26 protein-coding genes are annotated in these 24,788 nt (G+C 66.6%); 13 read left to right on the top strand and 13 right to left on the bottom strand.

Features of this window, described 5'->3' with window-relative positions:
- Window positions 1-192: 192 nt before the first annotated feature.
- The 5 genes from rplI to BM002_RS04145 all read right to left on the bottom strand — a co-directional run bounded on the left by rplI (window position 193) and on the right by BM002_RS04145 (window position 3,466).
- Window positions 193-822, bottom strand: a complete 630-nt coding sequence (gene rplI, locus BM002_RS04165) for a 50S ribosomal protein L9 (RefSeq protein WP_092777567.1) — start codon at window positions 820-822, stop codon at window positions 193-195.
- A 12-nt stretch (window positions 823-834) separates the two neighbouring features.
- Window positions 835-1,062, bottom strand: a complete 228-nt coding sequence (gene rpsR, locus BM002_RS04160; protein ID WP_092777565.1) for a 30S ribosomal protein S18 — start codon at window positions 1,060-1,062, stop codon at window positions 835-837.
- A gap of 12 nt (window positions 1,063-1,074) precedes the next feature.
- Window positions 1,075-1,437: a 30S ribosomal protein S6 gene (gene rpsF, locus BM002_RS04155; RefSeq protein WP_092777563.1), complete on the bottom strand. Its 363-nt coding sequence runs from the start codon at window positions 1,435-1,437 to the stop codon at window positions 1,075-1,077.
- Window positions 1,438-1,651: 214 nt separating this feature from the next.
- The gene (locus BM002_RS04150; protein WP_175484795.1) at window positions 1,652-2,128 is read right to left on the bottom strand and encodes a PRC-barrel domain-containing protein; all 477 of its coding nucleotides are present in this window, start codon (window positions 2,126-2,128) and stop codon (window positions 1,652-1,654) included.
- Window positions 2,129-2,317: 189 nt separating this feature from the next.
- A complete protein-coding gene (locus BM002_RS04145) occupies window positions 2,318-3,466 on the bottom strand; it encodes a WD40/YVTN/BNR-like repeat-containing protein (RefSeq protein ID WP_092778769.1) in 1,149 nt (382 codons plus the stop codon).
- Between the two features lie 219 nt (window positions 3,467-3,685).
- Here BM002_RS04145 and BM002_RS04140 point away from each other — a divergent pair, with 219 nt between their 5' ends.
- From BM002_RS04140 to BM002_RS04130, 3 genes are all read left to right on the top strand, one after another.
- Window positions 3,686-4,261 carry a YceI family protein gene (locus BM002_RS04140; protein WP_092777559.1) on the top strand — a complete coding sequence of 192 codons (576 nt, stop codon included), beginning with the start codon at window positions 3,686-3,688 and terminating at the stop codon, window positions 4,259-4,261.
- A 269-nt stretch (window positions 4,262-4,530) separates the two neighbouring features.
- On the top strand, window positions 4,531-5,790 hold the full coding sequence (locus tag BM002_RS04135; RefSeq protein WP_092777557.1) for a PQQ-dependent sugar dehydrogenase: 1,260 nt from the start codon (window positions 4,531-4,533) through the stop codon (window positions 5,788-5,790).
- The gene (locus BM002_RS04130) at window positions 5,787-6,374 is read left to right on the top strand and encodes a c-type cytochrome (protein WP_092777555.1); all 588 of its coding nucleotides are present in this window, start codon (window positions 5,787-5,789) and stop codon (window positions 6,372-6,374) included. Before BM002_RS04135 ends, BM002_RS04130 begins: the two co-directional genes overlap by 4 nt.
- A 114-nt stretch (window positions 6,375-6,488) precedes the next feature.
- On the opposite strand, the gene BM002_RS04125 is transcribed toward BM002_RS04130, so the two are convergent.
- Window positions 6,489-7,703 (bottom strand): acyl-CoA dehydrogenase, encoded by a 1,215-nt coding sequence (locus BM002_RS04125; protein ID WP_092777552.1) that lies wholly within the window; start codon window positions 7,701-7,703, stop codon window positions 6,489-6,491.
- Window positions 7,704-7,797: 94 nt separating this feature from the next.
- On the opposite strand from BM002_RS04125, the gene BM002_RS04120 reads away from it, so the two are divergent.
- The 8 genes from BM002_RS04120 to BM002_RS04090 all read left to right on the top strand — a co-directional run bounded on the left by BM002_RS04120 (window position 7,798) and on the right by BM002_RS04090 (window position 16,711).
- Window positions 7,798-8,676 (top strand): AAA family ATPase, encoded by an 879-nt coding sequence (locus BM002_RS04120; RefSeq protein ID WP_092777550.1) that lies wholly within the window; start codon window positions 7,798-7,800, stop codon window positions 8,674-8,676.
- A gap of 84 nt (window positions 8,677-8,760) precedes the next feature.
- The gene (locus BM002_RS04115; RefSeq protein WP_092777548.1) at window positions 8,761-9,987 is read left to right on the top strand and encodes a vWA domain-containing protein; all 1,227 of its coding nucleotides are present in this window, start codon (window positions 8,761-8,763) and stop codon (window positions 9,985-9,987) included.
- 70 nt (window positions 9,988-10,057) lie between these two features.
- Complete coding sequence (locus BM002_RS04110) at window positions 10,058-10,543, top strand: DUF1203 domain-containing protein (RefSeq protein WP_092777546.1); 486 nt, start codon at window positions 10,058-10,060, stop codon at window positions 10,541-10,543.
- A 76-nt stretch (window positions 10,544-10,619) separates the two neighbouring features.
- The gene (locus BM002_RS04105; RefSeq protein WP_139212237.1) at window positions 10,620-12,578 is read left to right on the top strand and encodes an OmpA family protein; all 1,959 of its coding nucleotides are present in this window, start codon (window positions 10,620-10,622) and stop codon (window positions 12,576-12,578) included.
- Window positions 12,579-12,714: 136 nt separating this feature from the next.
- Window positions 12,715-13,200, top strand: a complete 486-nt coding sequence (locus BM002_RS04100) for a (2Fe-2S)-binding protein (RefSeq protein ID WP_092777542.1) — start codon at window positions 12,715-12,717, stop codon at window positions 13,198-13,200.
- Between the two features lie 135 nt (window positions 13,201-13,335).
- A complete protein-coding gene (locus BM002_RS04095; RefSeq protein WP_092777540.1) occupies window positions 13,336-15,699 on the top strand; it encodes a xanthine dehydrogenase family protein molybdopterin-binding subunit in 2,364 nt (787 codons plus the stop codon).
- Between the two features lie 71 nt (window positions 15,700-15,770).
- Window positions 15,771-15,908, top strand: a complete 138-nt coding sequence (locus BM002_RS19235) for a hypothetical protein (protein WP_175484794.1) — start codon at window positions 15,771-15,773, stop codon at window positions 15,906-15,908.
- An 11-nt stretch (window positions 15,909-15,919) separates the two neighbouring features.
- Window positions 15,920-16,711: an FAD binding domain-containing protein gene (locus tag BM002_RS04090; RefSeq protein ID WP_092777538.1), complete on the top strand. Its 792-nt coding sequence runs from the start codon at window positions 15,920-15,922 to the stop codon at window positions 16,709-16,711.
- 82 nt (window positions 16,712-16,793) lie between these two features.
- Here BM002_RS04090 and infC read toward each other — a convergent pair whose 3' ends face one another.
- Entirely contained in the window at window positions 16,794-17,252 is a 459-nt protein-coding gene (gene infC, locus BM002_RS04085) for a translation initiation factor IF-3 (protein ID WP_245749160.1), read from the bottom strand.
- A gap of 258 nt (window positions 17,253-17,510) precedes the next feature.
- Between infC and BM002_RS04080 the strand changes: the two genes are divergently transcribed.
- Window positions 17,511-18,512 carry a hypothetical protein gene (locus BM002_RS04080; protein ID WP_092777534.1) on the top strand — a complete coding sequence of 334 codons (1,002 nt, stop codon included), beginning with the start codon at window positions 17,511-17,513 and terminating at the stop codon, window positions 18,510-18,512.
- A 108-nt stretch (window positions 18,513-18,620) separates the two neighbouring features.
- A complete protein-coding gene (locus BM002_RS04075; protein WP_092778768.1) occupies window positions 18,621-19,334 on the top strand; it encodes an RraA family protein in 714 nt (237 codons plus the stop codon).
- A 12-nt stretch (window positions 19,335-19,346) separates the two neighbouring features.
- Here BM002_RS04075 and BM002_RS04070 read toward each other — a convergent pair whose 3' ends face one another.
- From BM002_RS04070 to cysG, 6 genes are all read right to left on the bottom strand, one after another.
- Window positions 19,347-20,210, bottom strand: coding sequence for a ferredoxin--NADP reductase (locus BM002_RS04070; RefSeq protein WP_092777532.1), 864 nt, complete (start codon window positions 20,208-20,210; stop codon window positions 19,347-19,349).
- A gap of 75 nt (window positions 20,211-20,285) precedes the next feature.
- The gene (locus BM002_RS04065; protein ID WP_092777530.1) at window positions 20,286-20,705 is read right to left on the bottom strand and encodes a DUF934 domain-containing protein; all 420 of its coding nucleotides are present in this window, start codon (window positions 20,703-20,705) and stop codon (window positions 20,286-20,288) included.
- A gap of 10 nt (window positions 20,706-20,715) precedes the next feature.
- Window positions 20,716-21,447: a phosphoadenylyl-sulfate reductase gene (locus BM002_RS04060; protein ID WP_092777528.1), complete on the bottom strand. Its 732-nt coding sequence runs from the start codon at window positions 21,445-21,447 to the stop codon at window positions 20,716-20,718.
- Window positions 21,437-23,086, bottom strand: a complete 1,650-nt coding sequence (locus BM002_RS04055) for a nitrite/sulfite reductase (RefSeq protein ID WP_092777526.1) — start codon at window positions 23,084-23,086, stop codon at window positions 21,437-21,439. Before BM002_RS04055 ends, BM002_RS04060 begins: the two co-directional genes overlap by 11 nt.
- A gap of 1 nt (window position 23,087) precedes the next feature.
- Window positions 23,088-23,408: a DUF2849 domain-containing protein gene (locus BM002_RS04050; RefSeq protein ID WP_092777523.1), complete on the bottom strand. Its 321-nt coding sequence runs from the start codon at window positions 23,406-23,408 to the stop codon at window positions 23,088-23,090.
- Window positions 23,405-24,787 carry a siroheme synthase CysG gene (cysG, locus tag BM002_RS04045; RefSeq protein ID WP_092777521.1) on the bottom strand — a complete coding sequence of 461 codons (1,383 nt, stop codon included), beginning with the start codon at window positions 24,785-24,787 and terminating at the stop codon, window positions 23,405-23,407. The genes BM002_RS04050 and cysG overlap by 4 nt, the downstream gene beginning before the upstream one ends.
- Between the last annotated feature and the right edge of the window lies 1 nt (window position 24,788).

Here is a 24,788-nt window from a genome sequence, read left to right as displayed (position 1 = left end):
CAGGTCTCCGATCTGGCAGGGGTCTGGCAACACTATGCGCCCAGATCACCAACCTGTGAAGCTGCGATGACAATCGCCCCTCCGCGTCAGTCGCCTGCGGCGGGTCCTGCCTGCGCAATCTCCGGCATTATCAAACGAAACGGGGCCGCCCAGATGGACGGCCCCGGATCAAGTCGGTGATGTCGCGCGGGCTCAGCCGGGCTGCTCGTCCTCGTTGCCACCCTCGGGGGTGCTGACGGGGCCGGCATCGTCGCCGAATTCATCGGCGGCACCGCCGATGTCGTCGAACAGCTCCGCGATCTCGAATTCGGCGGCGGCTTCTTCCTCGGCGGCGAGTTCCTGAATGGACTTGCCGGAGGCCTGAAGCTCGGCCTCTTCGGGCGAGCGGGCGACGTTCAGCGTGATCTCCACCTCGACTTCGGGGTGCAGACGAACGGTCACGGGGTGCAGGCCCAGGTCCTTGATCGGACGCTGGAGAATGACCTGACCGCGATCGACGGTGAAGCCCGCCGCGGTGGCGACTTCGGCGGCGTCACGGGTGGTGACGGAGCCATAGAGCGCGCCCGAGTCGGAGGCGGAGCGGATGATGACGAACTGCTCGCCATCCAGCTTGCCACCCAGGGCCTCGGCTTCCTTACGGGATTCGAGGTTATTGGCTTCGAGCTGCGCCTTGCGGCCTTCGAAGGCCTTGACGTTGGCGTCGGACGCGGTGAGCGCCTTACCCTGCGGCAGCAGGAAATTGCGGGCATAGCCGGGCTTGACGTCCACGACTTCGCCCATCTGGCCAAGCTTGGCGACGCGTTCCAGAAGGATCACTTGCATGTCGAAGTCTCCTTATTTCACGGCATAGGGCAGCAGGGCCAGGAACCGGGCGCGCTTGATCGCCTGGGCGAGACGACGCTGGTTCTTGGCCGAGACGGCGGTGATACGGGCGGGAACGATCTTGCCGCGCTCGCTGATGTAGCGTTGCAGCAGGCGAACGTCCTTGTAGTCGATCTTGGGCGCATTCGGGCCGTCGAACGGGTCGGACTTGCGACGGCGGAAGAAGGGTTTGGAAGCCATGTCAGTCTCTCCTCAGCGGCGCTCGCGGCGTTCGCCGCGTTCGGGGCGCTCGTCGCGCTTCTGCATCTGAACCGAGGGGCCTTCCTCGTGGGCGTCGACCTTGATGGTCAGAACGCGCATGACGTCGTCATGCAGGCGGGCCAGACGCTCCATCTCCTGAACGGCGGCCGAGGGCGCGTCGGTGCGGATGAAGGCGTAATGCCCCTTGCGGTTCTTGTTGATCTTGTAGGCCATGGTCTTCACGCCCCAGTATTCGCTGTCGACGACCGAGCCGCCGTTGTCCGCGATTACCGTGCTGAAGTGTTCCACAAGGCCCTCGGCCTGCGCCGTCGACAGATCCTGCCGGGCGATCATCACATGCTCATAGAGCGGCATGTTCACTCCTGTTTTGTCTGCGCGCGTTTCATAGTCCGGGCCTGACCCGCCCCCCGGACACGAGAGACCACGCGGTAAAAATGCATGGCGGGATGGGCGGGGTATAGCGATGTGGGGCAGCGGCGCAACCCCTCCCGGGATGGCCGAAACCGCGCAGCAAAAAGGGAGCCGTGAAGGCTCCCTTTCCCGTGTCGTCAAATGGCCTTTGTAAAGATCAGTTGTACCAGGCTTCGTTGACCGACGGCATCTCTTCGAGCTGCTCTTCGCTCATGCGCGTCACAAAGCTGTAGGTCTTATCGTCGACCGGCACGAGGCGAACATCGTCCACCCGCAGCATGACATGCTTGTCGCCGATGTCGAGAAAGCCGCCGACTTCGGCCACGATGCCGATCATCTGGCCGTTGCGATCCAGCACGATGTCCTCGATCTCGCCGATCTGCTCCAGATTGTCGCCGTATCCCATCGTGTCATAGCTGTAGGCGGTCTCGTAGTCGTCGCCCATCCAGCTTTCTTCGGCGTAGTTCGCCGACACCGAATAGATCGGGCCGCCGGTGATGTCGCGGGTGCGGATCAGCTGTGCCGATTCCTCTTCGGTCATCTCGGTCATGGAGGGGTTGGCGGCATGGGCGTCGGCGAAGGCCGGGCCAGCCATGGCGAGGGTCAGTGCAGTTGTACCAATGATGCGGAACATATTGATTCCTTTCGTTTGCAGGTTGTAACGACTCAACGTGAAGGCGCCGCAATCGTTCCGCAGGTTCTCGGAAAAAAGGCACCCGGCACCGCATTCCGCAACGGAACCCAAGCGACACCTCATCGGCACACCGGGGCCGTTCGACGGCGGGGCCGCAGCGGCGGAAGGGGCAGGGCGGCCCGACCGCGATCAGGCCCGGTCCAGCACCTCGACCGACAGGATCGTGGGCAGGTGGCGCGCCACTTCGGACCAGGTGTCGCCTTCGTCCAGACTGGCGAACACCGACCCCGAATTGGTGCCGAAGTAGACGCCCGCCGGGTCGCGGCCGTCGCCCGCCATCGCCTGTCGCAGGACGGTGAAGAAGCATCCGCGTTGCGGCAGGCCGTCGCGCCGTGCCTGCCACGTGGCGCCGCCGTCGCGCGACCGCCAGACCGCCGCCGCCCCGTCCGGCGGAAACCGGCCCGCCATGTCGCCGTTGAGCGGCAGCGTCCAGATCGTTCGCGGGTCGCGTGGATGCACCCGGATCGGAAACCCGAACGTCGACGGCAGGCCCGGGGTGATATCGTCCCACGCCCGCCCGCCGTCCGCCGACCGCCAGACGCCGTGGTGATTCTGCTGATAGAGCACGTCGGCATCCCCCGGCGCGCGCACGATGTTGTGGACGCAATGCCCGGTCTCGCCGTCCCGCGGGGCGGCCGGGTGATCGTGGTGGCCGCAGCTTTCGGCATTCGACAGGCGGTTGCGGCGATCCCAGGTGGCGCCGCCGTCCTCGGTCGCGAAGACGCCCGCAGCCGATATCCCGATCCAGAGCTTTTCCGGCACCGCGGGGTCGGCCACGATGCTGTGCAGCACAAGGCCAGCGGCACCGGGGTTCCAGCTGTCGGCCGACGGATGCTCGTCAAGGCCGGTGACCCGCGTCCAGGTCGCCCCGTCGTCCGAACTGCGCAGCAACCCCGCCGGCTTGGTGCCCGCGTGCAGCACGCCATGGGCAAAGTCGAGGCTCCAGACCTGGGCGAACCCTTCGAACGGAAGCGGGCCGGGCGTCCAGCCCATCATCGCGGCGAAATCCGCGTCATTGGCGGCCCAGTCGTCCATCGTCCCGGCCGTCAGACGCGTCACGGTCCAGGTCGCGCCGCCGTCGTCGCTGCGCCAGACGCCCGCGCCGGTGAAATCGCCGCCCCCCGCGGCCCAGATCGTGCCGCGTTCGGGGTCGCCGACCACGTGATTGATGGGCCAGCCGTCGCAGAACGGCCCCCTTGCGACCCATGCGCCCTGCTCGAACGCCAGCAGGAAGGCGCCCTTGGTCGTGCCCAGCAAGATCGTGATATCCCGGCCCATCATGCGCACCTCCGCCCGAATGGGCACAGAAGTATCACCGAATGGGCGAATTGTCGCCGGGATTTGCTCGAGGGCGCCCTTGCGGTGCGGATGGGCCCGGACCATCTCCAGAGCGGTGCATGCACGCACAGGCCCTGTTGGGCCGTGCCTGTATCCCGAACGCCGCAAAGCCGTCAGATCAAAACCACCGAAGACGCATATTCCAACCCGGAGCAACCCATGACACGCCTTCCCCTGATCGCCGCCGCCCTTCTTGCCGCCACCCCCGCCACGGCCGAGCCCGAGACCTATACCCTCGACTCCAGCCACAGCCAGATCGTCTTCAACTACAACCACCTCGGCTTCTCGACGACCTACGGCATGTTCTCGGGGTTCGAGGGCGAAATCCAGTTCGACGCCGACGCCCCCGAAAACTCCTCGGTCAGCGTTTCGATGCCCCTGACATCCATGTTCACCGGTTGGGAAGAGCGCGACACCCACTTCCAGTCGGCCGACTTCCTCGATGCCGCCGCCAATGAAACGGTCAGCTTCACCTCGACCGCCATCGAGGTGACGGGCGAGAATACCGCGCTCATCACCGGCGATCTGACCCTGGGCGGCGTGACGAAATCCGTCGTTCTGGATGCCAAGCTGAACCAGGCGGCCGAGCACCCGATGGCCAAGATGCCCTGGCTCGGCTTTGACGCCACCACCACGCTGCTGCGGTCCGACTTCGATGCGGGCATGTTCGCCCCATTCGTGTCCGACGAAGTGCAGGTCTTCATCTCGATCGAGGCACAGAAGGCCGGCGCGTAAACACCGACTCCATCACCCAGAATGGGCCGTCCTTCGGGGCGGCCCTTTTTCTTGGCGGTATGCCGTGGCAAGAAATCGCCGATCCCGGTTCCCCCGAAAGACCTTCCCCGATTGGCCCTCGCTGCCCCCGACGCGCCGCCCCCTGCATTCGTATTCTTCCAAAGTTGACTTAGCGTAAGGCAAGTCGCACTTTTTCTGTCTTGGCCATCGGCGAGGAGGCCGCGGCCAGGGCTCACGGGAAGTTCGATTTATCTTTGGGAGGATTCAAGATGACCAAGCGCAGCCTTGTCGCTCTGCTTTGTACGTCCATGCTGGCCACGCCCCTCGCGGCACAGGACAACATGGACCGACTCGCCAATATGCAGAAGACGGACGCCACTTTCACCTTTGTGGAGCAGGACGGCGACCGCGCCGACGCCCTCCGCGCGATCATCCAGCACATCAACGTGCCCGACGGGTTCGAGGTGAGCCTTTACGCCGTCGTGCCCGACGCCCGCTCCATGGCGATGGCGCCCCAGGGCACCGTCCTGTTTGCGGGCACCCGCAAGGACAAGATGTGGTCCATCGTCGACCGCGACCGCGACCGCGTCGCCGACGAGGTCAAGGATTTCGCGCCCTCGATCACCTTCGACATCCCGAACGGCCCCTGTTTCTCGCCCGATGGCTTTCTCTACATCGCCGAACGCAACCGCGTGCTGGTCTTCCCGGCGGCGGAATTCTTCTTCGAAGGGCCGGACCCGGCGGTCGGCGTCGTCATCGACCAGGGAGAGCTTGTCCCGCCAGAGGAGGAGAGCTTCAACCACACCGCCCGCGTCTGCGACGTGGGACCGGACGGCAAGCTCTACATCTCGCTCGGACAGCCCCACAACGTGCAACCTGTCGAAAAGCTTGAACTCTATGACGAACTCGGGATCGGCGGCATCATCCGCGTGAACACCGACGGCACCGAGAGGGAGGTTTATACAAGGGGCGTGCGCAATTCGGTCGGGCAGGATTTCAACCCCGCCACCGGAGAGCTGTGGTGGACCGACAATCAGGTCGACGGCATGGGCGACGACATCCCGCCGGGCGAGTTGAACCGCCAGACCGCGGCGGGCCAGCACTTCGGCTTTCCCTGGACCAATAGCCGGATCGAAATCCCGGAATACACCGATGTGCCCCGGCCCGAAGGCGTGACCTTCGTCGAGCCGCAGCTGGAACTGACCGCCCATGCGGCCGATCTGGGCATGCGCTTCTACCACGACAGCTCCTTCCCCGAGGAATACCACGGCGGCATCTTCTGGGCGCAGCACGGATCGTGGAACCGGACCGAACCCGTCGGCGCGCGCGTGATGTTCACGGCGCTCGACGAAGAGGGCAACGCGGCCGGGGCGCAGGTCTTTGCCGACGGCTGGCTGGACGAATCGACGGGCGAATATCGCGGTCGCCCGATGGATATCGAATTCCTGCCCGATGGCTCGATGCTGGTCTCCGACGACTTCGCCGGGGCGATCTGGCGGATCGCCTACAATCCGAAGCCTGCGGAATGATCCGCGCTTTCGCACTCGTTCTCGGCGGGCTCACGCTCGCCGGGGGCATCCCACAGGCGGCCCGCGCCGACGACCCCGAGGCCGGGCGCAAGGTCGCGACCATGTGCCGGACCTGTCACGGGATCGACGGCTATGCCACGATCCCCATTGCGCCCCACATCGGCGGCGAGCCGGTGGAGTATCTCGAAGCGCAGCTTCTGGCCTTCAAGACCGGCGCGCGCGAGCACGAGATGATGAGCGTCGTGACCGCCGGCTTGACCGCGCAGCAGATTTCCGACGTCGCCGCCTGGTATGCCGCCCACGAGGTCGTCGCGACCCTGCCCGACGGGGTCAGCCCCGATGAAGCGCCCCAAGCCTGCGTGTCCTGTCACGGCGCCGACGGCATCTCCCTGTTGCTGGATGCGCCGAACCTGGCCGGTGAGACGAACATCTACATCGACACCCAACTCAAGGCCTTCAAGCGCGGCACCCGCAAGCACGAGATCATGTCCGACATCGCCGCCGGTTTGTCGGACGCCGAGATCCGCCAGATCGCCGACTGGTATGCCGCCGTCACGCTGGAGATCACGCCCGTTGCAGAGTGACCGCCAGCGGGCAGCGGGGTAGGGCGGGGTTCACCCCGCCGACCCCCTCATTTGCGGATCACGTCCGACGTATATCCGACGTAGATCACCCGTGGATCACCCCTGAAATCCGTCTCAGAAAAAGGCCTGCAATCCGGTCTGTGCCCGCCCCAGGATGAGGGCGTGAACGTCATGCGTCCCCTCATAGGTGTTGACCGTCTCAAGGTTCATCATGTGGCGAATGACCTGATATTCCTCGGAAATTCCGTTTCCGCCATGCATATCCCGCGCCAGCCGCGCCACATCCAGCGCCTTGCCGCAGTTGTTGCGCTTGATCAGGCTGATCATCTCGGGCGCCGCGCGCCCCTCGTCCATCAACCGCCCCACCCGCAGAGACCCTTGAAGTCCAAGGGAAATTTCCGTCTGCATGTCCGCCAGCTTCTTCTGGAACAGCTGTGTCTGGGCCAGCGGTCGGCCGAATTGATGCCGATCCAGCCCGTATTGCCGCGCCGCATGCCAACAGAATTCCGCCGCCCCCATGACGCCCCAACTGATGCCGTACCGGGCGCGGTTCAGACATCCGAACGGGCCTTTAAGTCCTTGAACGTTCGGCAAAAGGGCGTCTTCACCCACGTCGACGCCGTCCATCACGATCTCACCCGTGGTCGAGGCGCGCAGGCTCTGCTTGCCCTTGATCGTCGGCGCGCTCAGCCCCGCCATGCCCTTGTCCAGCACGAAGCCGCGAATCTTGCCGCCATGCGCCTCCGACTTGGCCCAGACCACGAAAACATCCGCAAACGGCGCATTCGAGATCCACATCTTCGCCCCCGTCAGCCGGTAGCCGGTGTCGGTCTTGACCGCCCGCGTCTTCATGCCCGCCGGGTCCGACCCCGCGTCGGGTTCGGTCAGGCCGAAACATCCGATCAGATCGCCGCTGGCCAGTCCGGGCAGGTATTTCCGCCGCTGCTCCTCGGACCCGTAGGCGTAGATCGGATACATGACGAGGGACGATTGCACCGACATCATGCTGCGATAGCCCGAGTCGATCCGCTCCACTTCCCGCGCCACAAGGCCATAGGTGACATAACCCGCGCCAAGCCCGCCGTACTCTTCGGGGATCGTCAGGCCAAGCAACCCGGCGCGTCCCATCTTCTTGAAAAGACCGGGGTTCGACGTCTCGCCGGCATAGGCCTCGCGCACGATGGGGGCCAGTTCGGCATCGGCAAAGGCGCGCGCGCCGTCGCGCATCATCCGCTCTTCCTCGGTCAGTTGATCCTCCAGCCGGAACGCATCGGCCCAGTCGAAGGCGGCGAGGTCGGGGCCGAAGCCCTGTGCAGCCGTGTCTTTCATCGCATCCTCCAAGTCGCTGCGTCACAGATACGCCGCATGCGCCGATCCCGCAACGCGACTTGACCGCACGCGGTGCAAAATGCCCCATGGCGCAATGAACTCGATTGATGATGTGCAGGCCGCATTGGCCCAACAGAACTACGTCTGCGGGCGCGCCCTCGCGACGGTCACCTTTCTGGCGCTGCGACTGGGTCGCCCCCTGTTTCTGGAGGGGGAGGCCGGCACCGGCAAGACCGAGATCGCCAAGGCCATCGCCGCGGCCCTCGGGCGTCGTTTGATCCGGCTTCAGTGCTACGAGGGGCTGGATGCGTCCAGCGCGGTCTATGAATGGAATTTCGCCGCCCAGATGATGGCGATCCGGCGGGCCGAGGCCACGGGCCACACGCCGCCGGACCTCTTCTCCGACGACTTCCTGATCGCGCGCCCCCTGCTGGAGGCGATGCGCCCGCAGGAGGGCGGCGCGCCCGTCCTGCTCATCGACGAAATCGACCGCACCGACGCGCCGTTCGAGGCCTTCCTGCTCGAGGCGCTGTCAGACTTTCAGGTCACCATCCCCGAAACCGGCCCCGTCACCGCGCCGGAACCGCCCATCGTGATCCTGACCTCCAACCGCACGCGAGAGGTGCATGACGCGCTCAAGCGTCGCTGCCTCTATCACTGGGTCGACTACCCGACCCACGACCGGGAAATGGAGATCCTCGCCGCCCGTGCCCCCGAGGCCTCTGCCGCCCTGTCGCGCGAAGTCGTGGCCTTCGTCCAGAAACTGCGCACCGAAGACTTGTTCAAGAAACCCGGCGTGGCCGAAACCATCGACTGGGCGAAATGCCTGCTCGCGCTCGACATGATCGACCTGTCGCCCGAGGTGATCGCCGACACCCTTGGCGCGCTGCTGAAATACCAGGACGACATCCAGAAACTTCAGGGTTCCGAGGCCAAGCGCATCCTCGACGAGGTCCGGGCGGAACTGGCGTGATGCACTTGGACCCGGCGCTCCGACCCGTCTTCTTCTCGGTTCAAATATCCTGGGGGTCCGGGGGCTAGCCCCCGGCCTGCGCCGATGGAACACCCGCCCCTCGACCTTCCCGACGACCCGAAACTGGCGGGCAATATCGCCCATTTCGGCGCTGCCCTGCGCCGCGCCGGTGTGCCGGTCGGGGCGGATCGGTTGATCCTTGCGACCGAGGCGGTGCAGGCGGCGGGGTTCACCGATCGCGCCGATTTCTTCCACACCCTTCAGGCGGTCTTCGTTCAACGCCCCGAGCATCGCGCGACCTTCGCGCAGCTCTTCCGGCTCTATTGGCGCGACCCGCGCTACCTTGAGCATATGATGGGCCTGCTCACGCCCACGGTGCGCGGCGTCCAGCAGGAGCAAAAGGCCAAACCGGCCGAAAAACGCGCGGCCGAGGCCTTGCTGGATCAACCAGACGTCGTGCCCCAGACCGAGGAGCCGACGGAGGAGTTGCAGCTGGATGCGGCCGCGACCGCCTCGGCCCGCGAACGGCTGCGGTCCCTCGATTTCGAGCAGATGTCGGTTTCCGAGATGGCCGAGGCGAAGCGGATGCTCGCCCGGCTCTCCCTGCCGGTCAAACCGATGTCGTCGCGCCGCCTGCAAGCCGACGTGTTGGGCCGGATCGACCGGCGCGCGACGTTGCGGGCGGCGCTGCGGCGCGGTGAGATGCATGAACTTCGCCGCGCAACCCATAGAATTCGCTGGCCCAACCTTGTGGCGATCTGCGATATTTCCGGCTCCATGTCGTCCTATAGCCGCGTCCTGCTGCACTTCCTTCACGCCGTCGCCAACCGGCAGGGTCAGGGATGGGCCGATGTGCATGGGTTCACCTTCGGGACGCGGTTGACCAATATCACCCGGCATCTGCGCACCCGCGACGTGGACACCGCCCTCGCCGCCGCCGGGGCCGAGGCGCAGGATTGGGAGGGGGGCACCCGCATCGGCGCGGCGCTGCATGCCTTCAACCGCGACTGGTCGCGCCGGGTTCTGGGGCAGGGGGCGGTCGTCCTTCTGGTGACCGACGGGCTGGACCGGGGCAACATCGACCAACTGGCGTTCGAGGCGCGCCGCCTGCATCTGACGGCGCGCAAGGTCATCTGGATCAATCCGCTGCTGCGGTTCGACGGCTTCGCCCCCAAGGCCGCCGGCATCCAGGCTTTGTTGCCCCATGTCGACTCGCTCCGCTCGGGTCATTCCATCGCGGCCATCGAGGGTCTGGCCGAAGCCCTGTCGCGCCCCGACGATGTCGGCGAATTGGCCCGGTTGCGACGATAGCGCAGCTTCCGGGTCGTCCTGCCCGGGTCGGTCGGGTCAGAAGGGCACATCACACAACGGGAGCCCCGAGATGACCTTTCTTGCCATGGACCAGACCTTTGTCGACCACATCCGCGCCGGTGGTGCCAACGCGAACGGCCAACCCGCCGAACGCGCGATTTCGAAAGGGACGGGGACGCCCTGCCGCTCTTGCCTGTCCAATGTGCCTGAGGGAGAAGAGATGCTGATCTGCGCGGCGCGCCCCTTCGCCACGCTCCATCCCTATGCCGAGACGGGGCCGATCTTCCTCTGCGCGCGCCCCTGCAAGCCCTGGGCCGGAGCGGGCCTGCCGCCGATCCTGCACGAGTCGCCCGATTACCTTATCAAGGCCTATGGGTCCGACGAGCGGATTCGCTATGGAACCGGGGAGGTGCTGGGCCGCGATGTCCTGGCCCACGCTGTCGCGCAGCGCCTGGCCGATCCGGACAACGTTTTCGTCGATGTGCGGTCGGCGCGGAACAATTGTTTTTTGACGCGGATGCGCGGGCCGGGCCAGAACTTGCCTGTTATCCGATAACAAGTGGTGGATTTGGAACGACAAGGGCATGCGGGTGTTGATACAGACGATTGAACAGCATCTGCAGGAGGCTTCGATGCCCCGTACTTCGACCAAATCACTCCGCGCGCTTCGCTCGGCCACGGCGCTTGCCGCCAGCTTCTCGCTCATCTTGCCCGGGCTGACGCTCAGCGCATCGGCCCAGACGGCGGATGAGGTTCTTGCCAATTGCACGGCGCAATTCGGTTCGGATGCCGAAGGGCTGGCCAATTGCGTGGCGACGTCCGGTGGCGCTGCAGCTGGTGGCGGCCTGGGCGGTCTTCTGGGCCAGCAGCCCGAGGCTGTGACGCCCGCTCCTGAAGCGGCGCCCGCCCCAGAAGCGGCCCCGGTCCCTGAAGCGGCCCCCGCCCCCGAAGCGGCCCCCGTGCCCGAGACGGCACCGGAAGTGGCCCCCGTTCCCGAAGCCGCCCCGGCCCCCGAAGCCGCTCCCGCGCCGGAGATCATTCCGGCCCCCGAGGCCACCCCCGCGCCCGAGGCTGTCCCGGCTCCGACGACGCTGCAGGACAGACTGCAGGGGAACACGGCGGCCCCCGCTCCGGAAGCTGCCCCTGCTCCGGAAGCTGCCCCCGCGCCTGCACCCGAAGTCGTGCCTGCACCCGCACCTGCACCGGAAGCGGCCCCCGCTCCTGCGGCCGAGGCTCCTGCGGACAACGGTCTCGCCGACGCCCTGAGAGCGCAACCCGAGGCCGCACCCGCGCCCGAAACCGCCCCGGTGGTCGAGGCCGCGCCTGCTCCGGAAGCGGCCCCCGCCCCCGAAGCGGCCCCCGCTCCCGCAAACCAGGGCTCGCTCGCCGATCTGTTGACCCAGCCGGATGCCGCCGAAGCGCCCGCACCCGTGCTGGAAGAAAGCACCATCGTCGAGACGCAGACCGAAAGCGCCATCGCCGCTGAAATCGCCGCTCAGCCGGAGCCCGAACTGACCGAGGAGCAGACGACCGCCCGCGATCAGACCTCGAACGCGCTGGTCGATCTGCTGCAAGGCAACGTCGTGGCGACGGATGCCGTCAACGACTCCGCGGTCGGAACCACGGTCGAGGAGCTGGTGACGCAGGACGACGTGCGTACCTCGGATCAGGATTTCGGAACGCAGGCCGTGGTGACGCAACGTGATGAGCCGCGCTTCTCGGACCGCGAAAAGATCGTTCTGGGCGCGCTCGGCGCCCTGGCCATCGGTACGGTGCTGGCCAATCGGTCGCGCGTCGTCTCGAACTCGGGCGACCGGGTCGTGGTGCAGCGCGACGACGGCGGGCTTCAGGTTCTCAAGGACGATGACGTCCTGCTGCGCCAGCCGGGCTCGAACGTCCGGACCGAGCGGTTCGATGACGGCTCCACCCGTCAGACCGTCACACGCGAGGATGGGTCGGTCGTGGTCACGATCCGCGATGCGTCCCTTCGCGTCTTGCGGCGCGAGCTGATCGCCGTCGACGGCACGCGGTATACGTTGATCGACGACACCGCCCCTGTGGAACCTGTCGATGTAGCGAACCTGCCCGAGCCGCTGCCGGTCGTGTCCACACGCGGCGATGACCCGCTTGCGGCGGCCCTGGCGCGCGAGAACGGGTTGGACCGTCGGTTCAGCCTGGCGCAGGTGCGCAACATCGCCGAAGTGCGCGCCCTGGCCCCGGCCTATGAGCTGAGCGCCGTGACCTTCGCCAGCGGCTCGGCGGCCATCGCGCCCGAGCAGGCGTCGAACCTGACCAGCCTTGCCCGTGAGGTTCTGGCCTCGATCCGGGCCAACCCGCGCGAGGTGTTCCTGATCGAAGGACACACCGACGCCGTGGGCGACGCAGCCTATAATTTGGCCCTGTCGGACCGGCGCGCCGAAAGCCTGGCGCTGGCGCTGAACGAATACTTCGGCATCCCGGTCGAGAACATGGTCGTTCAGGGCTATGGCGAATCCTTCCTCAAGGTTCCGACCCAGGGGAACGAGCAGGCCAACCGCCGCGCAACCGTCCGGCAAATCACGGCATTGTTGCAGACGGCTGCCGCAAATTGACGGCAAGGCCCGCCCCCGGAAGACGCCGGGGGCGGGCCGATCTGCGGCCAATCCGCTTTTTGACGGATCGTCGCAATAAAGTTGTTCTCAGCCCGCGATCCTTGTGGTTACCTTGCGGGACAAAGGGAGGACGACGATGACGAACGTCACGATGACCGTAAACGGCAAGAGCCGCACCGCGGCGGCCGAGGGTCGCACACTTTTGGTGGATTGGCTGCGCGAAGGGTTGCGCATGACCGGAACGCATGTCGGCTGCGATACCTCGCAGTGCGGCGCCTGCGTGGTTCATGTGAACGGCGTCGCGATGAAGTCCTGCAGCGTTCTGGCGCAGGAGGTCGACGGGGCCGAAGTCACCACCATCGAAGGCATGGCCAATGCCGATGGATCGCTCGGCACGATCCAGCAGGCCTTTCAGGATTACCATGGATTGCAATGCGGCTTCTGCACGCCCGGCATGGTGATGTCGGCGGCGGCACTGCTCAAGGAAAACCCCCGCCCGACCGAAGCGGACGTGCGCCACTACCTTGAGGGCAACATCTGCCGCTGCACCGGCTACCACAACATCGTGAAGGCCGTGATGGCGGCCAGCGGCCAGCAGGTCGCCCCGGTCGCCGCCGAATAGGCGAACGACAGAGTAAGGGGCGGGTGGAACGACCCATGACCCCTCGGGCGCGCGGAAGGGAGGAGCCGCGCCCCCACCTTGAACCCGCCGGGGCGAGGCACAGCGCCCCCCGGCCCCCAAGCGGAGGAATTTGAAATGCCCAAGGATACCGGAATCGGCGCAAGCCCCAAACGGCGCGAGGATGTGCGGTTTCTGACCGGCAAGGGTCGCTATACCGATGACATCAACGTCGCCGGTCAGGCCCATGTGGTGTTCCTGCGCTCGGACGTGGCCCACGGTCGGATCAAGTCCATCGACACCAGCGCGGCCGAGGCCATCGACGGCGTGGTGCGTGTCTTTACCGCCAAGGATTTCGAAGGCGTCGGCGGCATCCCCTGCGGCTGGCAGATCACCGACCGGCAGGGCAACCCCATGCAGGAGCCCAAGCACCCCATCCTCGCCGAAGGCAAGGTGCGTCACGTCGGCGACCCGATTGCCGCCGTCGTAGCCGAGAGCGCGTCGATCGCGCGGCTGGCCTGCGAGGCGATCGAGGTCGATATCGAGGCCTTGCCCGCCGTCGTCGACATGAAGGCGGCGCTGTCGGATGGCGCGCCCAAGGTGCATGACGACCTGACCTCCAATCTCTGCTATGACTGGGGTTTCGTGGAGGAGAACCGCGACGCCGTGGCCGAGGCGATCAACTCCGCCGCCCATGTCACGACGCTGGAGCTGGTGAACAACCGCCTGGTCGCCAACCCGATGGAGCCGCGCGTGGCCGTCGGCGATTTCGCCGCCCATGACCAGTCGAGCACGCTCTATACGACGTCGCAGAACCCCCATGTCATCCGCCTTCTGATGGGCGCCTTCGTTCTGGGCATCCCCGAGCACAAGCTGCGCGTGGTGGCCCCCGATGTGGGCGGCGGCTTCGGCACCAAGATCTTCCACTATGCCGAGGAAGCCTTCTGCACCTTCGCAGCCAAGCAGTTGGAGCGGGCCGTCAAGTGGACCTGCACCCGGTCCGAGGCCTTCATGTCCGACGCCCATGGCCGCGATCACGTGACCAAGATCGAACTGGCGCTGGATGCGGACAACAACTTCACCGCCATCCGCACCGAGACCTACGCCAACATGGGGGCCTATCTGTCGACCTTTGCGCCGTCGGTTCCGACCTGGCTGCACGGCACGCTGATGGCCGGAAACTACAAGACGCCGCTCGTCTATGTGAACGTGAAGGCGGTCTTCACCAACACCGTGCCCGTCGACGCCTATCGCGGTGCGGGTCGGCCCGAGGCGACGTTCCAGCTGGAGCGGGTCATCGACAAGGCCGCGCGGGAGTTGGGGGTCGATCCGGTGGATCTGCGCCGTCAGAACTTCATCCGCGAATTCCCCTACCAGACCCCGGTCGCCGTGGAATACGACACGGGCGACTATGACGCGACGATGGACAAGCTGCTGTCGATGATCGACCGCGACGGCTTTGCCGCCCGCCGCAAGGAAAGCGAATCGCGCGGCAAGCTGCGCGGCCTTGGCATCAACTGCTATATTGAGGCTTGCGGCATTGCGCCGTCGAACCTCGTGGGTCAGCTTGGCGCGCGCGCGGGTCTCTACGAATCCGCGACCGTCAGGGTGAACGCCACGGGCGGGCTGGTCGTGATGACCGGAAGCCACAGCCACGGCCAGGGGCACGAGACGTCCTTTGCCCAGGTCGTGGCCGACATGATCGGCATCAACGAAGACCAGATCGAGATCGTCCACGGCGACACCGCCAACACGCCCATGGGCATGGGGACCTATGGCTCCCGCTCGCTCGCCGTCGGCGGGTCGGCCATGGTCCGCGCGACCGAGAAGATCATCGCCAAGGCCAAGAAGATCGCCGCCCACATCATGGAGGCCGCCGAGGGTGACATCGAGCTGAAGGAAGGCCGCTTCACCGTGGCGGGCACCGACAAGTCGCTGGCCTGGGGCGATGTCACGCTGGCGGCCTATGTGCCGCACAACTACCCGCTGACCGACCTCGAGCCGGGGCTGGAGGAGACGGCGTTCTATGACCCCAACAACTTCACCTATCCCGCGGGCGCCTATGCCTGCGAGGTGGAGGTCGACCCCGAAACCGGCCAGGTCCAGGTGTTGTCCTTCGCGGCGGCAGACGACTTCGGCAACGTGGTCAACCCGATGATCGTGGAGGGGCAGGTCCATGGCGGTCTGGCCCAGGGCATCGGCCAGGCCTTGCTGGAAAACTGCGCCTACGACGAGAACGGGCAACTGCTGTCGGCCAGCTACATGGACTATGCCATGCCGCGCGCCGGCGATTTGCCGATGTTCCAGGTGGACCATTCCTGCGCCACGCCCTGCACGCACAACCCGCTTGGGGTGAAGGGCTGCGGCGAGGCGGGGGCCATCGGATCGCCGCCCGCCATCGTCAACGGCGTGCTGGACGCGCTGGCCAGCGGTGGACACAACGTGGGCCACATCAACATGCCGCTGACCCCCGCGCGGGTCTGGGCTGCGATGCAGGGCTGAGCGTCATGCCGCGTCGTGGAATCGATTTGGGTCCGGCCGCGAATACCTCTCGCCGCACCCGGATCATGTCGATGGCGATCTGGCTGACTCTCTGTGCGACTGCCGCTGTGGTGGTCGCCGCCATGGTCTCGCCCTTTGCGGGCGTGAACACCTTTCTGATCGCCGGGGTCATCCTGCCCGGCGGCGTCTTTCTGATATCGAACCTCTGAAGGGGACGAACATGCACAGTTTCGAACTTGTGAAACCCGCAACCATCCAGGACGCCGTCGCGGCCCTGAAGTCGGACGAGGCGCAGGCGCTTGGCGGGGGCCAGACCCTGCTGCCCACGATGAAGGCGCGTCTGGCGCAGGCCGAGCAATTGGTCGCGCTGTCGGGCGTGGCGGAAATGCACGGCATCTGTGTCGATGATGACGGCCGGATCTGCATCGGCGGGGCGACCACCCATGCCACCGTCGCCCGGGAGGCGTCTGGCTATCCGGCGCTCGCCTCGCTGGCCGGACGGATTGGTGACCCGGCGGTGCGCAATCGCGGCACCATCGGCGGATCGCTCGCCAACAACGACCCCTCGGCCTGCTATCCGGCGGGTGTCCTGGCGTCGAACGCGACCGTGGTGACCAACGCCCGCGAGATCGACGCCGACGACTTCTTCCAGGGCATGTTCGAGACCGCGCTGGACGAGGGCGAGATCATCACCGAGGTGAAGTTCCCGGTGCCCGAAAAGGCCGCCTACGAAAAGTTCCTGCAACCCGCCTCGCGCTTCCCGCTGGTCGCGGTCTTCGTGGCCAAGTTCTCGGACGGGGTGCGGGTCGCGGTGACCGGTGCCTCGGGGGATGGCGTGTTCCGCTGGTCCGAAGCCGAGGCGGCGCTGTCAGCCAATTTCTCGCCCGATGCGGTCAAGGGGCTTGGCGATCTGGATGCGGACGACATGATCTCCGACCTGCATGGCGATGGCGCCTACCGCGCGCATCTGGTGTCGGTGATGACGGCGCGGGCGGTCAAGGCGGCCGTCTGACATCCAGGGCGGTTTCGGGCCGCCCAAAAGCAAAGGGGCATCCGATTGGATGCCCCTGTTCGTTTCCGGCGGATGCGGCGGATCAGCGACCCATCGGGCCGATCATCATGACCATCTGGCGGCCTTCCATCTTGGGGAAGTTCTCTACCTTGCCGATTTCCTTGGTATCTTCGACCACCCGCTCCAGCAGCTGGCGACCCAGATCCTGGTGCGCCATTTCGCGGCCGCGGAAGCGCAGCGTGACCTTCACCTTGTCGCCGTTTTCGAGGAACTTGACCACGTTGCGCATCTTCACCTCGTAATCGTTGGTGTCGGTTCCCGGACGGAACTTCACTTCCTTGATTTCGATGATCTTCTGCTTCTTGCGGGCCTCGGCCTCTTTCTTCTGGGTCTCGTACTTGTACTTGCCGAAATCCATGATCTTGCAGACGGGCGGCGTCGCGTTCGGGCTGATTTCGACAAGGTCGAGGCCGACTTCTTCGGCCATCTGGCGGGCACGGGCAGGAGTGACAACTCCGACGTTTTCGCCTTCGGCGCCAATCAGGCGGATTTCAGTCGCTCGGATCCGGTCGTTTACGCGGGGTCCGGTTTCGCGCTGCGGTGGCGCGTTGTGAGGTCTGCGGGCGATGGTCGTGGTCCTTTCAGGGACGTTGATGACAAGGTCGCAAGGTAGCTTCGTTTGGCGTGGTCTTCAAGGCGGCGCAGCGCCGGAGACAGTGATTTCCGTCACTCTCCATTGTCCTCGGCGCGCCATTGCGGCAAGCAGCGATCAATGGAATCACGTTAGGGGGAATCCGTCATGTCACGCAATATCATCGTTGGCCTCGCTGTCGCCGTCGTGGCCGTTCTGGGCTTTGTGTTCTTCAACCGCTCGGGGGACGAGGCGGTCGAGGCCGTCTCGGGTGCCGTTGAGGAGACGGGCGAAGCCGCGGGCGCCGCTGCCGATGCCGCCACGGACGCCGCCGCGGACGCGACCGACGCGGCTGCAGATGCTGTCGCCGACACCGCTGATGCCGCCGCCGATGCAGCTGCCGATGCTGCCGACGCCGCGACCGATGCCGCCGCTGCGGCGACCGATGCTGCGGGCGACGCGGTCGAGGGCGCCTCGGCCGCTCTGACCGAAGCCGCAGACGGTGCGACCGAAGCCGCCACCGACGCCGCTGCCGCCGCTGCGGACGCCGCCGCTGCCGCGACCGATGCTGCCACGGCAGCCACCGACGATGCTGCTGCCGCCGCGACGGACGCCGCCGCTGACGCGACGGATGCCGCCGCAGATGCCGCCGGTGCCGCTGCCGACGCAGCAACTGATGCGGCGGGTGCGGCGACTGGCGCTGCTGCCGATGCCGCAACGGCTGCTGCTGATACGGCGGCTGAGGCGGCGGACGCCGCAACCGATGCCGCTGCCACCGCGACGGATGCTGCCGGCGATGCGGTCGGCGCCGCCGTGGATGCCGCAGGCAACGCAGTGGGCGCCGCGACGGACGCCGTGACCGAAACCATCGAAGCCGCTGACCAGGCCGCCGAAGCCGCCTCTGCCGAGGCTGCCGTCGACAGCGCCGCCGATGCGGCAACCGCTGGCACCGAAGCCGCCGATGCGACCGTCACCGCGACGCCGGACATCCAGACGTTGCTGACGCCCGAAGGCTTCGACGCCGACGCCGTGATCGCCTACGTCGACAACTCGGACCTGAACGCCCTCGCCAAGACCAGCCTCAAGACGGCGATCGAGGGTGCGCGCGACAACCCGACCCTCGTCGAGGGGGTCATCGGTCAGGTCAAGACGCGCCTCGGCCTCGAGTGATCCGACACCATATCGCCTGACAGGGGCCGCGCGGATCATCCCGCGCGGCCCTTTTTCGTTGCGGCAAGGCCCTATTGGCCGTCATCCTTGGCCAAACCGGAGGATGCGATGATCGAAGAACCCAAAGCGCTGCGCATTGCGCGCGACCTTGGCCCCGACGGGACCCCCGGCTGGCGGCAACCCACGGCAGCCCAGATCGCGGCCTTTCGCGATCAACCCACAGGTTTCGTGCTGGACGCGATGATGGGGGCGGGGGCGATGTCCGCCGCGATCAAACCCTGCGCGGGCTTGCCCGACCGGCTCTGTGGTCCGGCCCTGCCGGTCGGCAATCGTCCCGGCGACGTGCTGGCGACATTGGCGGCGATCCACATGGTGCGGCCCGGAGATATCCTGGTGGCGGGGTTCGACGGCTATCAGGGGTGTGCCGCGGCGGGCGACCGGGTGATGGGATTCCTGCGCAACCGGGGCGGAGCGGGGTTCGTCACCGATGGTCCGCTGCGCGATCTGACCGGACTGCGCGGGATCGGCCTTCCGGCGTTCTGCACCGGCCTGACGCCCGGGTCACCGGTGGCGCGGGGGCCGGGAACGGTCGGCCTGCCGGTGCGATGCGGCGGCCAGCAGGTCGAGACGGGGGATATGATCGTGGGTGACAGTGACGGGATCGTGGTCGTCCCCTTTGCCCGGATCGACGCGGTGATTGCGGCCCTGAGGGGCGTGGCCGAGGCGGAACTGTCGCTGGATGCGCAGGTGGCAGATGGGCTGGCCGAGGTCGGGCTGATCTCGGCCATGCTGGAGAGCGGCGAGGATATCGACTGGGTCTGACGGCGCGTGCCGTCAGCCGACGAAGGCTTTTTCGACGACGTAGTGCTTCGGGTCCGAATTGGCCCCTTCCTCCAGCCCGAACCCCTCCAGAATCTCCTTGAGATCGGTGTTCAGACCCATGGAGCCGCAGACCATGGCCCGGTCGGTTTCCGGGCTGATCGCTTCGACGCCCAGATCACGCTGCGCCTCGCCCGAGCGCAGAAGGTCGGTGATGCGCCCCATCTTGGGCGAGGTCTCGCGGGTGGTGGTCGGATAGTATTTCAGCTTGGACAGGTTCTCCTCGCCCAGGAGTTCGACCAGCAATTCGTCGGTGCGCAGGCTGTCGATTACCTGACGCCCATAGGCCAGTTCGGCCACGTCGCGGCAGGTGTGGGTCATGATGATCTCGTCGTAATCCTCGAAGGTCTGCGGGTCGCGCAACAGCGAGGCGAAGGGCGCAAAGCCGGTGCCGGTGGCAAAGAACCAGAGCCGCTTGCCCGGCAGCAGGGCATCGTGGACCAGCGTGCCCACGGGCTTGGGCCGCAGGATGATCTGGTCGCCCGGCTTGATGTGTTGCAATCGGGAGGTGAGCGGGCCGTCCTGCACCTTGATCGAATAGAACTCCAGCTCCTCGTCCCAGGACGGAGAGGCGATGGAATAGGCGCGCAGCAGCGGCTTGACCTTGCCGGTCTTGGGGTCCGGATCGCCCATCAGGCCGATCATGACGAATTCGCCCGACCGGAAGCGCAGCGAGGCGGGGCGCGTTACGCGGAAGGAAAACAGCCGATCCGTCCAATGGGTGACCGACGTCACGGTCTGTGCATCGGGCAGCACGGGACTGGCGGTGGCGTTCACGGGGGCGGCGGCGGTTTGGGTCACGGGGCTCTGCTCGGTCATGGTATGCTCGGGTGCGTGATCGCACCCCTCCGTCTTCTTAGTCTTTGATCTGTGTCAGGGAAAGGCGACAGGTCGTCAGCCCGTGCGCAACCGGCCCAGACGGGCCTGATAGTCGTGCGCCTGCCAATCCGCGCGGGCCAGCCATTGGTCCTCGGGCTGGCGGGCGGCCAGGGCGTCGTCGATCTCCACCTCGTCGAACCCCGACCGGCGCGCCATGGCGTATTGGTCGGCGATGACATGGCCGCGCGCGCGCAGCCGACCGATGTATCCGGCCCGCCGCAGTTCGCGGGCGATGGAGAACCCCCGACCATCCGCGAAACTTGGAAAGTCCACACGAATGGCCGAGGTCTCGCCCAATCGCGCCAACAACGGGGTGAGATCGGCGTCCGACGCCACGTCGACGGCCAGGGGGCCATTGGCGGGCAGGGTATCGGACGGGGTGAAGCCGTGGTTCAGGTCGTCGGGCGCAAAGCCGCGGTCGGTGACGATGGGCATGGCGCGCTCCTCAGCGGTTGGCGGGCCAGACGCGGCCCCCCGAGAAATGGATGCCGCATTCGGTCTTGACGCGGCCCCGCCAGCGTCCGGCGCGCGGATCTTCGCCCGGGGCGACCTTGGTGGTGCAGGGGGCGCAGCCGATGGACGCGAACCCCTGGGCCACCAACGGATGACGGGGCAGATCGTGAGCGTCCATGTAGGCGGCGATGTCCTGCGGCGTCCAGGACGCCAGCGGGTTGATCCGGAGCTTGCCTGCGTCCACCTCGAACACCTGCATGGCGGCGCGGTCGCCGGTCTGGTGCCGCTTGCGGCCCGTCACCACCGCGTCGAACGCTTGCAGTGCCAGTTCGAGAGGCTTGGTCTTGCGCAGCGCGCAGCAGGTATCGGGGTCGCGCTGATGCAGGTCGCCCTCGGGGTCGTGCAGGAACAGGTCGGTGCTGTCGGGCCGCAGGATGCGGATGTCCGTCAGGCCGAGCGTTTCGGCAACCGTGCTCTGATAGGCGAGCGTCTCGGGGAATAGCATCCCCGTTTCAAGGAACAGCACCGGGACCGTCGGATCGACCCGCGACAGCATGTGCAGCAGGACCACCGATTCCGCGCCGAAAGACGACACGAAGGCGATGTCGCCGATCTTGGCGTTTCGAATGGCCGCGCCCAGAATGGCCTCGGGCGTCGAGTCGCCGTAGTCGGCGTTGAGCTGTGCCGCGCGGGCGGTCAGCAGGGCATGGGCGTCAAGCGGCATCCTGTTTCTCCTGCTCGTAGAGGGCGGCCTTGAACGGGGTCATGCCAAGGCGGCGATAGGTTTGAAGGAAGGTCTCGTCAGCGCCGTGGCGCAGGTCGAGATAGGCGAGGATCAGGCGCTCGATGGCGGGCACGATGGCGTCATAGGCAAAGCCCGGGCCCGTCCGCTCGCCTATGATAGCGTCCTCCGTGCCGTCTCCGCCGAGCGTGATCTGGTAATTTTCCACCCCGGCCCGGTCGAGACCGAGGATACCGATGTGGCCCACGTGATGGTGACCACAGGCGTTGATGCAGCCCGAAATCTTGATCTTCAGATGCCCGACCTCATGCTCGATCTTGAGCGCGTCGATGCGGGTGGCGATCTGTTGGGCGACGGGAATGCTGCGCGCGGTGGCCAGGGCGCAATAATCCATGCCGGGGCAGGCGATGATGTCGGAGGCCAGGCCGACGTTGGCCGTCCCGAGACCCGCCGCCTTGAGTGCGGCAAACAATTCGGGCAGGCGGTCGCGGCGCACATGGGGCAGGATGACGTTCTGCTCGTGACTGATCCGCAATTCGCCGTAGGCATGGGCGTCGGCCAGATCAGCCATCAGGCGCATCTGATCGGCTGTCGCATCGCCCGGCGTCGCGCCGTGCTTCTTGATCGAGATGGTGACGATGGCGTGGTCGTCGCGCCGGTGCGCCGTTACGTTTGTGTCGACGAAGCTTTGCAGCACCGGGTCGAGGATCGGCGCGGGCGTGTTGTCCACGAAGTCGGGCGGCGCGAACTGTGCCGTGATCGCGGCCAGCATTTCCTGATCGACACCGTTGAAGAGGGGCTTCACCTCGGCGAACCGCGCCTCGATCAGGGCCTTCATCTCGTCGAGGCCATTCTCGTGAACGGTGATCTTGATGCGCGCCTTGTACTTGTTGTCGCGACGACCGAGCCGGTTGTAGACCGACACGATCGCCTCGCAATAGGGCAGCAGGTCTTCCTTGGGCAGGAAGTCGCGGACGGTCTTGCCGATCATCGGCGTGCGGCCCAGACCGCCCCCGATCAGAACTTCGTAACCGATCTCGCCATCCCGCTCGACCGTCACAAGGCCGATGTCATGGGCCCGGGTCACGGCGCGGTCGTTCGGGCTGCCGGTGACGGCGATCTTGAACTTGCGGGGCAGGAACTGAAACTCCGGATGGTCGGTCGACCATTGGCGCAGAAGCTCGGCCACGGGGCGCGGATCTTCGATCTCGTCCGCGGCGGCGCCCGCGAAATGGTCGGCGGTCACGTTGCGGATCGTGTTGCCGCTGGTCTGGATGGCGTGCAGCCCGACCTGGCCGAGCGCGTCGAGCATGTCCGGAATGTCGACCAGCTTGGGCCAGTTGTACTGGATGTTCTGGCGCGTGGTGAAATGGCCATAGCCCTTGTCCCACTTCTGCGCCAGCAGCGCGAGGGTGCGCATCTGATCGCTCGACAGCGTGCCATAGGGGATCGCCACGCGCAGCATGTAGGCGTGCAGTTGCAGATAGACGCCATTCATCAGGCGCAGCGGCTTGAACTCGTCCTCGGTCAGGCTGCCGTCCAGACGGCGGGCGACCTGGGCGCGGAACTGGGCGTTGCGTTCCGTCAGGAAGGCGCGGTCGAATTCGGTGTATTGGTACATCTCAGACCTCCGGTCCGGGTCGTTGGCCATGGGCCTTGCCATGGGCGTAATTCGTGGGGCCGGAGGCGCGGAAATCCTCGCGGAAATGGGTGGGTTTCGGGCCGTCGGGTCCGGGTTGGACGTCGGCCAGATAGACGCCGACGGCGACCTGCGGCTGCTGGCTGCCCTCGATCAGGCGGACCTCGGCATGGGCCTCGTCGGTCAGGATTTCGGCCAGTGCAAGGTCGGTGACCCAGGTGTCATCGGCGGCGAGGTAGACCACATCGCCCTCGCGCAGCAGATTGGCGGTGACGACCTTGGGGGTGAACGGCTTGCGGCTCATAGCGCAATCTCCTGTCGGGCGAGGGCGGTGGCGGCGGCGCGCGGGGCCAGGCCATGAAGGATGACGGCCGGCCCGGTGACGTCCCGCAGGTGGTCGGGCAGGGTGGCCAATGTGGCGGCGTGAACGGTCTGATCGGGGCGGCTGACGTTCTCGATCACCGTCACGGGCGTGGCGGGCGACGCGCCGTGCATCATCAGCCGGCCCTGCATCCAGCGCGCGGCCTTCTTGCCCATGTAGATCGCGGCGACCTCGCCCGGGCGGGCCAGCGCGGCCCAGTCGTGGTCGGCGAAGCCCTTCATGTCGTGCCCGGTCAGAAAGCGAACCGACCCGTTGCGGCCCCGCTTGGTCAGGCTCTGTCCGATGCCTGCCACGGCGGCGCTGGCGGCGGTGATGCCCGGCACGATGGCCCAGTCGAGACCGGCGGCGTCCAGCGCCTCGATCTCTTCGTCCAGCCGCCCGAAGACCGTGGGATCACCCGCCTTGAGCCGCACCACATGCGCGCCCTTCAGGCCGTGTTCGACCATGATCGCGTTGATGTCGTCCTGCGGGGTGGAGGGGCCGAAGCCTTCCTTGCCCGCGTCGATGATCAGGGCCTCGCGGCGCGCCAGTTCCAGAATCTCGGCGCTGACCAGACGGTCGTGAATGACGACATCGGCCCGGTCCAGCGCCTTGCGCGCCCTGAGCGTCAGCAGGTCGGGATCGCCGGGGCCTGCCCCCACCAGATCGACGTGACCGGGCCGCGCGTCTTGCGCGACATGCTGCTCCAGCAGAGTATCGAGCGCGGCCAGAATCGCCCCCTCGCCCTCGGGGGCGGCGCGGGGACCGGTGGTGTCGTAATAGTCGGCCCAGAAGCGGCGGCGGACAGCACCCATGGGCAGGATGTCGGCGGCCTTGCGGAATGTTTTCCCGATGCGGGCCAGAACGCCCAGTTGCGCGGGCAGACGCGATTCCAGATCTGCCTTGATCTTGCGGGCCAATACCGGGGCCGCGCCTTCGGTGCCAATGGCGACCACGACCGGGTCGCGGTCGACGATGGCGGGGGTGATGAACTGCGACGCGGCCAGGTTATCGACGATGTTGACCAGCGCGCCGTCGGCCGTGGCCAGCCGCAGGGTGCGGGCATCCAGAACGTCATCCTCATGCGCGCCGTAGGCGATGACGCAGCACAGCGCGTCGCCCGGCTCCTGCGCGCGCCGGATCAGCGTCACGCGTCCCTCGGTGGCCCATCCCTCGATGACCGGATCGAAGGCCTCGGCCACGACCGTGATCCGCGCCGTCGTCTTCAGCAGCAGCCGCAGCTTCGCCACAGCCGCATCGCCACCGCCGGCGACGAGCACGCGGCGGCCTTCGAGGGCGAGGAAGATGGGGAAATGGTTCATG

It is taken from the genome of Jannaschia pohangensis (assembly GCF_900113875.1).
Classification (GTDB): domain Bacteria; phylum Pseudomonadota; class Alphaproteobacteria; order Rhodobacterales; family Rhodobacteraceae; genus Jannaschia; species Jannaschia pohangensis.
Note: the sequence above shows the minus strand (reverse complement) of the source record. Positions and strands in the feature narration are given on the sequence as shown.

What these genes read in the sequence shown, in the direction of transcription:
- BM002_RS04070 (WP_092777532.1), bottom strand. Translation starts at nt 20,210, where the DNA reads ATGACCGAGCAGAGCCCCGTGACCCAAACCGCCGCCGCCCCCGTGAAC.
- BM002_RS04095 (WP_092777540.1), top strand. Translation starts at nt 13,336, where the DNA reads ATGCCCAAGGATACCGGAATCGGCGCAAGCCCCAAACGGCGCGAGGAT.
- BM002_RS04075 (WP_092778768.1), top strand. Translation starts at nt 18,621, where the DNA reads ATGATCGAAGAACCCAAAGCGCTGCGCATTGCGCGCGACCTTGGCCCC.
- BM002_RS04065 (WP_092777530.1), bottom strand. Translation starts at nt 20,705, where the DNA reads ATGCCCATCGTCACCGACCGCGGCTTTGCGCCCGACGACCTGAACCAC.
- BM002_RS04055 (WP_092777526.1), bottom strand. Translation starts at nt 23,086, where the DNA reads ATGTACCAATACACCGAATTCGACCGCGCCTTCCTGACGGAACGCAAC.
- BM002_RS04145 (WP_092778769.1), bottom strand. Translation starts at nt 3,466, where the DNA reads ATGGGCCGGGATATCACGATCTTGCTGGGCACGACCAAGGGCGCCTTC.
- BM002_RS04120 (WP_092777550.1), top strand. Translation starts at nt 7,798, where the DNA reads ATGAACTCGATTGATGATGTGCAGGCCGCATTGGCCCAACAGAACTAC.
- BM002_RS04050 (WP_092777523.1), bottom strand. Translation starts at nt 23,408, where the DNA reads ATGAGCCGCAAGCCGTTCACCCCCAAGGTCGTCACCGCCAATCTGCTG.
- BM002_RS04140 (WP_092777559.1), top strand. Translation starts at nt 3,686, where the DNA reads ATGACACGCCTTCCCCTGATCGCCGCCGCCCTTCTTGCCGCCACCCCC.
- BM002_RS04130 (WP_092777555.1), top strand. Translation starts at nt 5,787, where the DNA reads ATGATCCGCGCTTTCGCACTCGTTCTCGGCGGGCTCACGCTCGCCGGG.
- BM002_RS04080 (WP_092777534.1), top strand. Translation starts at nt 17,511, where the DNA reads ATGTCACGCAATATCATCGTTGGCCTCGCTGTCGCCGTCGTGGCCGTT.
- BM002_RS04100 (WP_092777542.1), top strand. Translation starts at nt 12,715, where the DNA reads ATGACGAACGTCACGATGACCGTAAACGGCAAGAGCCGCACCGCGGCG.
- rplI (WP_092777567.1), bottom strand. Translation starts at nt 822, where the DNA reads ATGCAAGTGATCCTTCTGGAACGCGTCGCCAAGCTTGGCCAGATGGGC.
- BM002_RS04060 (WP_092777528.1), bottom strand. Translation starts at nt 21,447, where the DNA reads ATGCCGCTTGACGCCCATGCCCTGCTGACCGCCCGCGCGGCACAGCTC.
- BM002_RS04150 (WP_175484795.1), bottom strand. Translation starts at nt 2,128, where the DNA reads ATGTTCCGCATCATTGGTACAACTGCACTGACCCTCGCCATGGCTGGC.
- rpsF (WP_092777563.1), bottom strand. Translation starts at nt 1,437, where the DNA reads ATGCCGCTCTATGAGCATGTGATGATCGCCCGGCAGGATCTGTCGACG.
- BM002_RS04115 (WP_092777548.1), top strand. Translation starts at nt 8,761, where the DNA reads ATGGAACACCCGCCCCTCGACCTTCCCGACGACCCGAAACTGGCGGGC.
- BM002_RS04135 (WP_092777557.1), top strand. Translation starts at nt 4,531, where the DNA reads ATGACCAAGCGCAGCCTTGTCGCTCTGCTTTGTACGTCCATGCTGGCC.
- BM002_RS04125 (WP_092777552.1), bottom strand. Translation starts at nt 7,703, where the DNA reads ATGAAAGACACGGCTGCACAGGGCTTCGGCCCCGACCTCGCCGCCTTC.
- BM002_RS04090 (WP_092777538.1), top strand. Translation starts at nt 15,920, where the DNA reads ATGCACAGTTTCGAACTTGTGAAACCCGCAACCATCCAGGACGCCGTC.
- BM002_RS04110 (WP_092777546.1), top strand. Translation starts at nt 10,058, where the DNA reads ATGACCTTTCTTGCCATGGACCAGACCTTTGTCGACCACATCCGCGCC.
- BM002_RS04105 (WP_139212237.1), top strand. Translation starts at nt 10,620, where the DNA reads ATGCCCCGTACTTCGACCAAATCACTCCGCGCGCTTCGCTCGGCCACG.
- cysG (WP_092777521.1), bottom strand. Translation starts at nt 24,787, where the DNA reads ATGAACCATTTCCCCATCTTCCTCGCCCTCGAAGGCCGCCGCGTGCTC.
- rpsR (WP_092777565.1), bottom strand. Translation starts at nt 1,062, where the DNA reads ATGGCTTCCAAACCCTTCTTCCGCCGTCGCAAGTCCGACCCGTTCGAC.
- BM002_RS19235 (WP_175484794.1), top strand. Translation starts at nt 15,771, where the DNA reads ATGGCGATCTGGCTGACTCTCTGTGCGACTGCCGCTGTGGTGGTCGCC.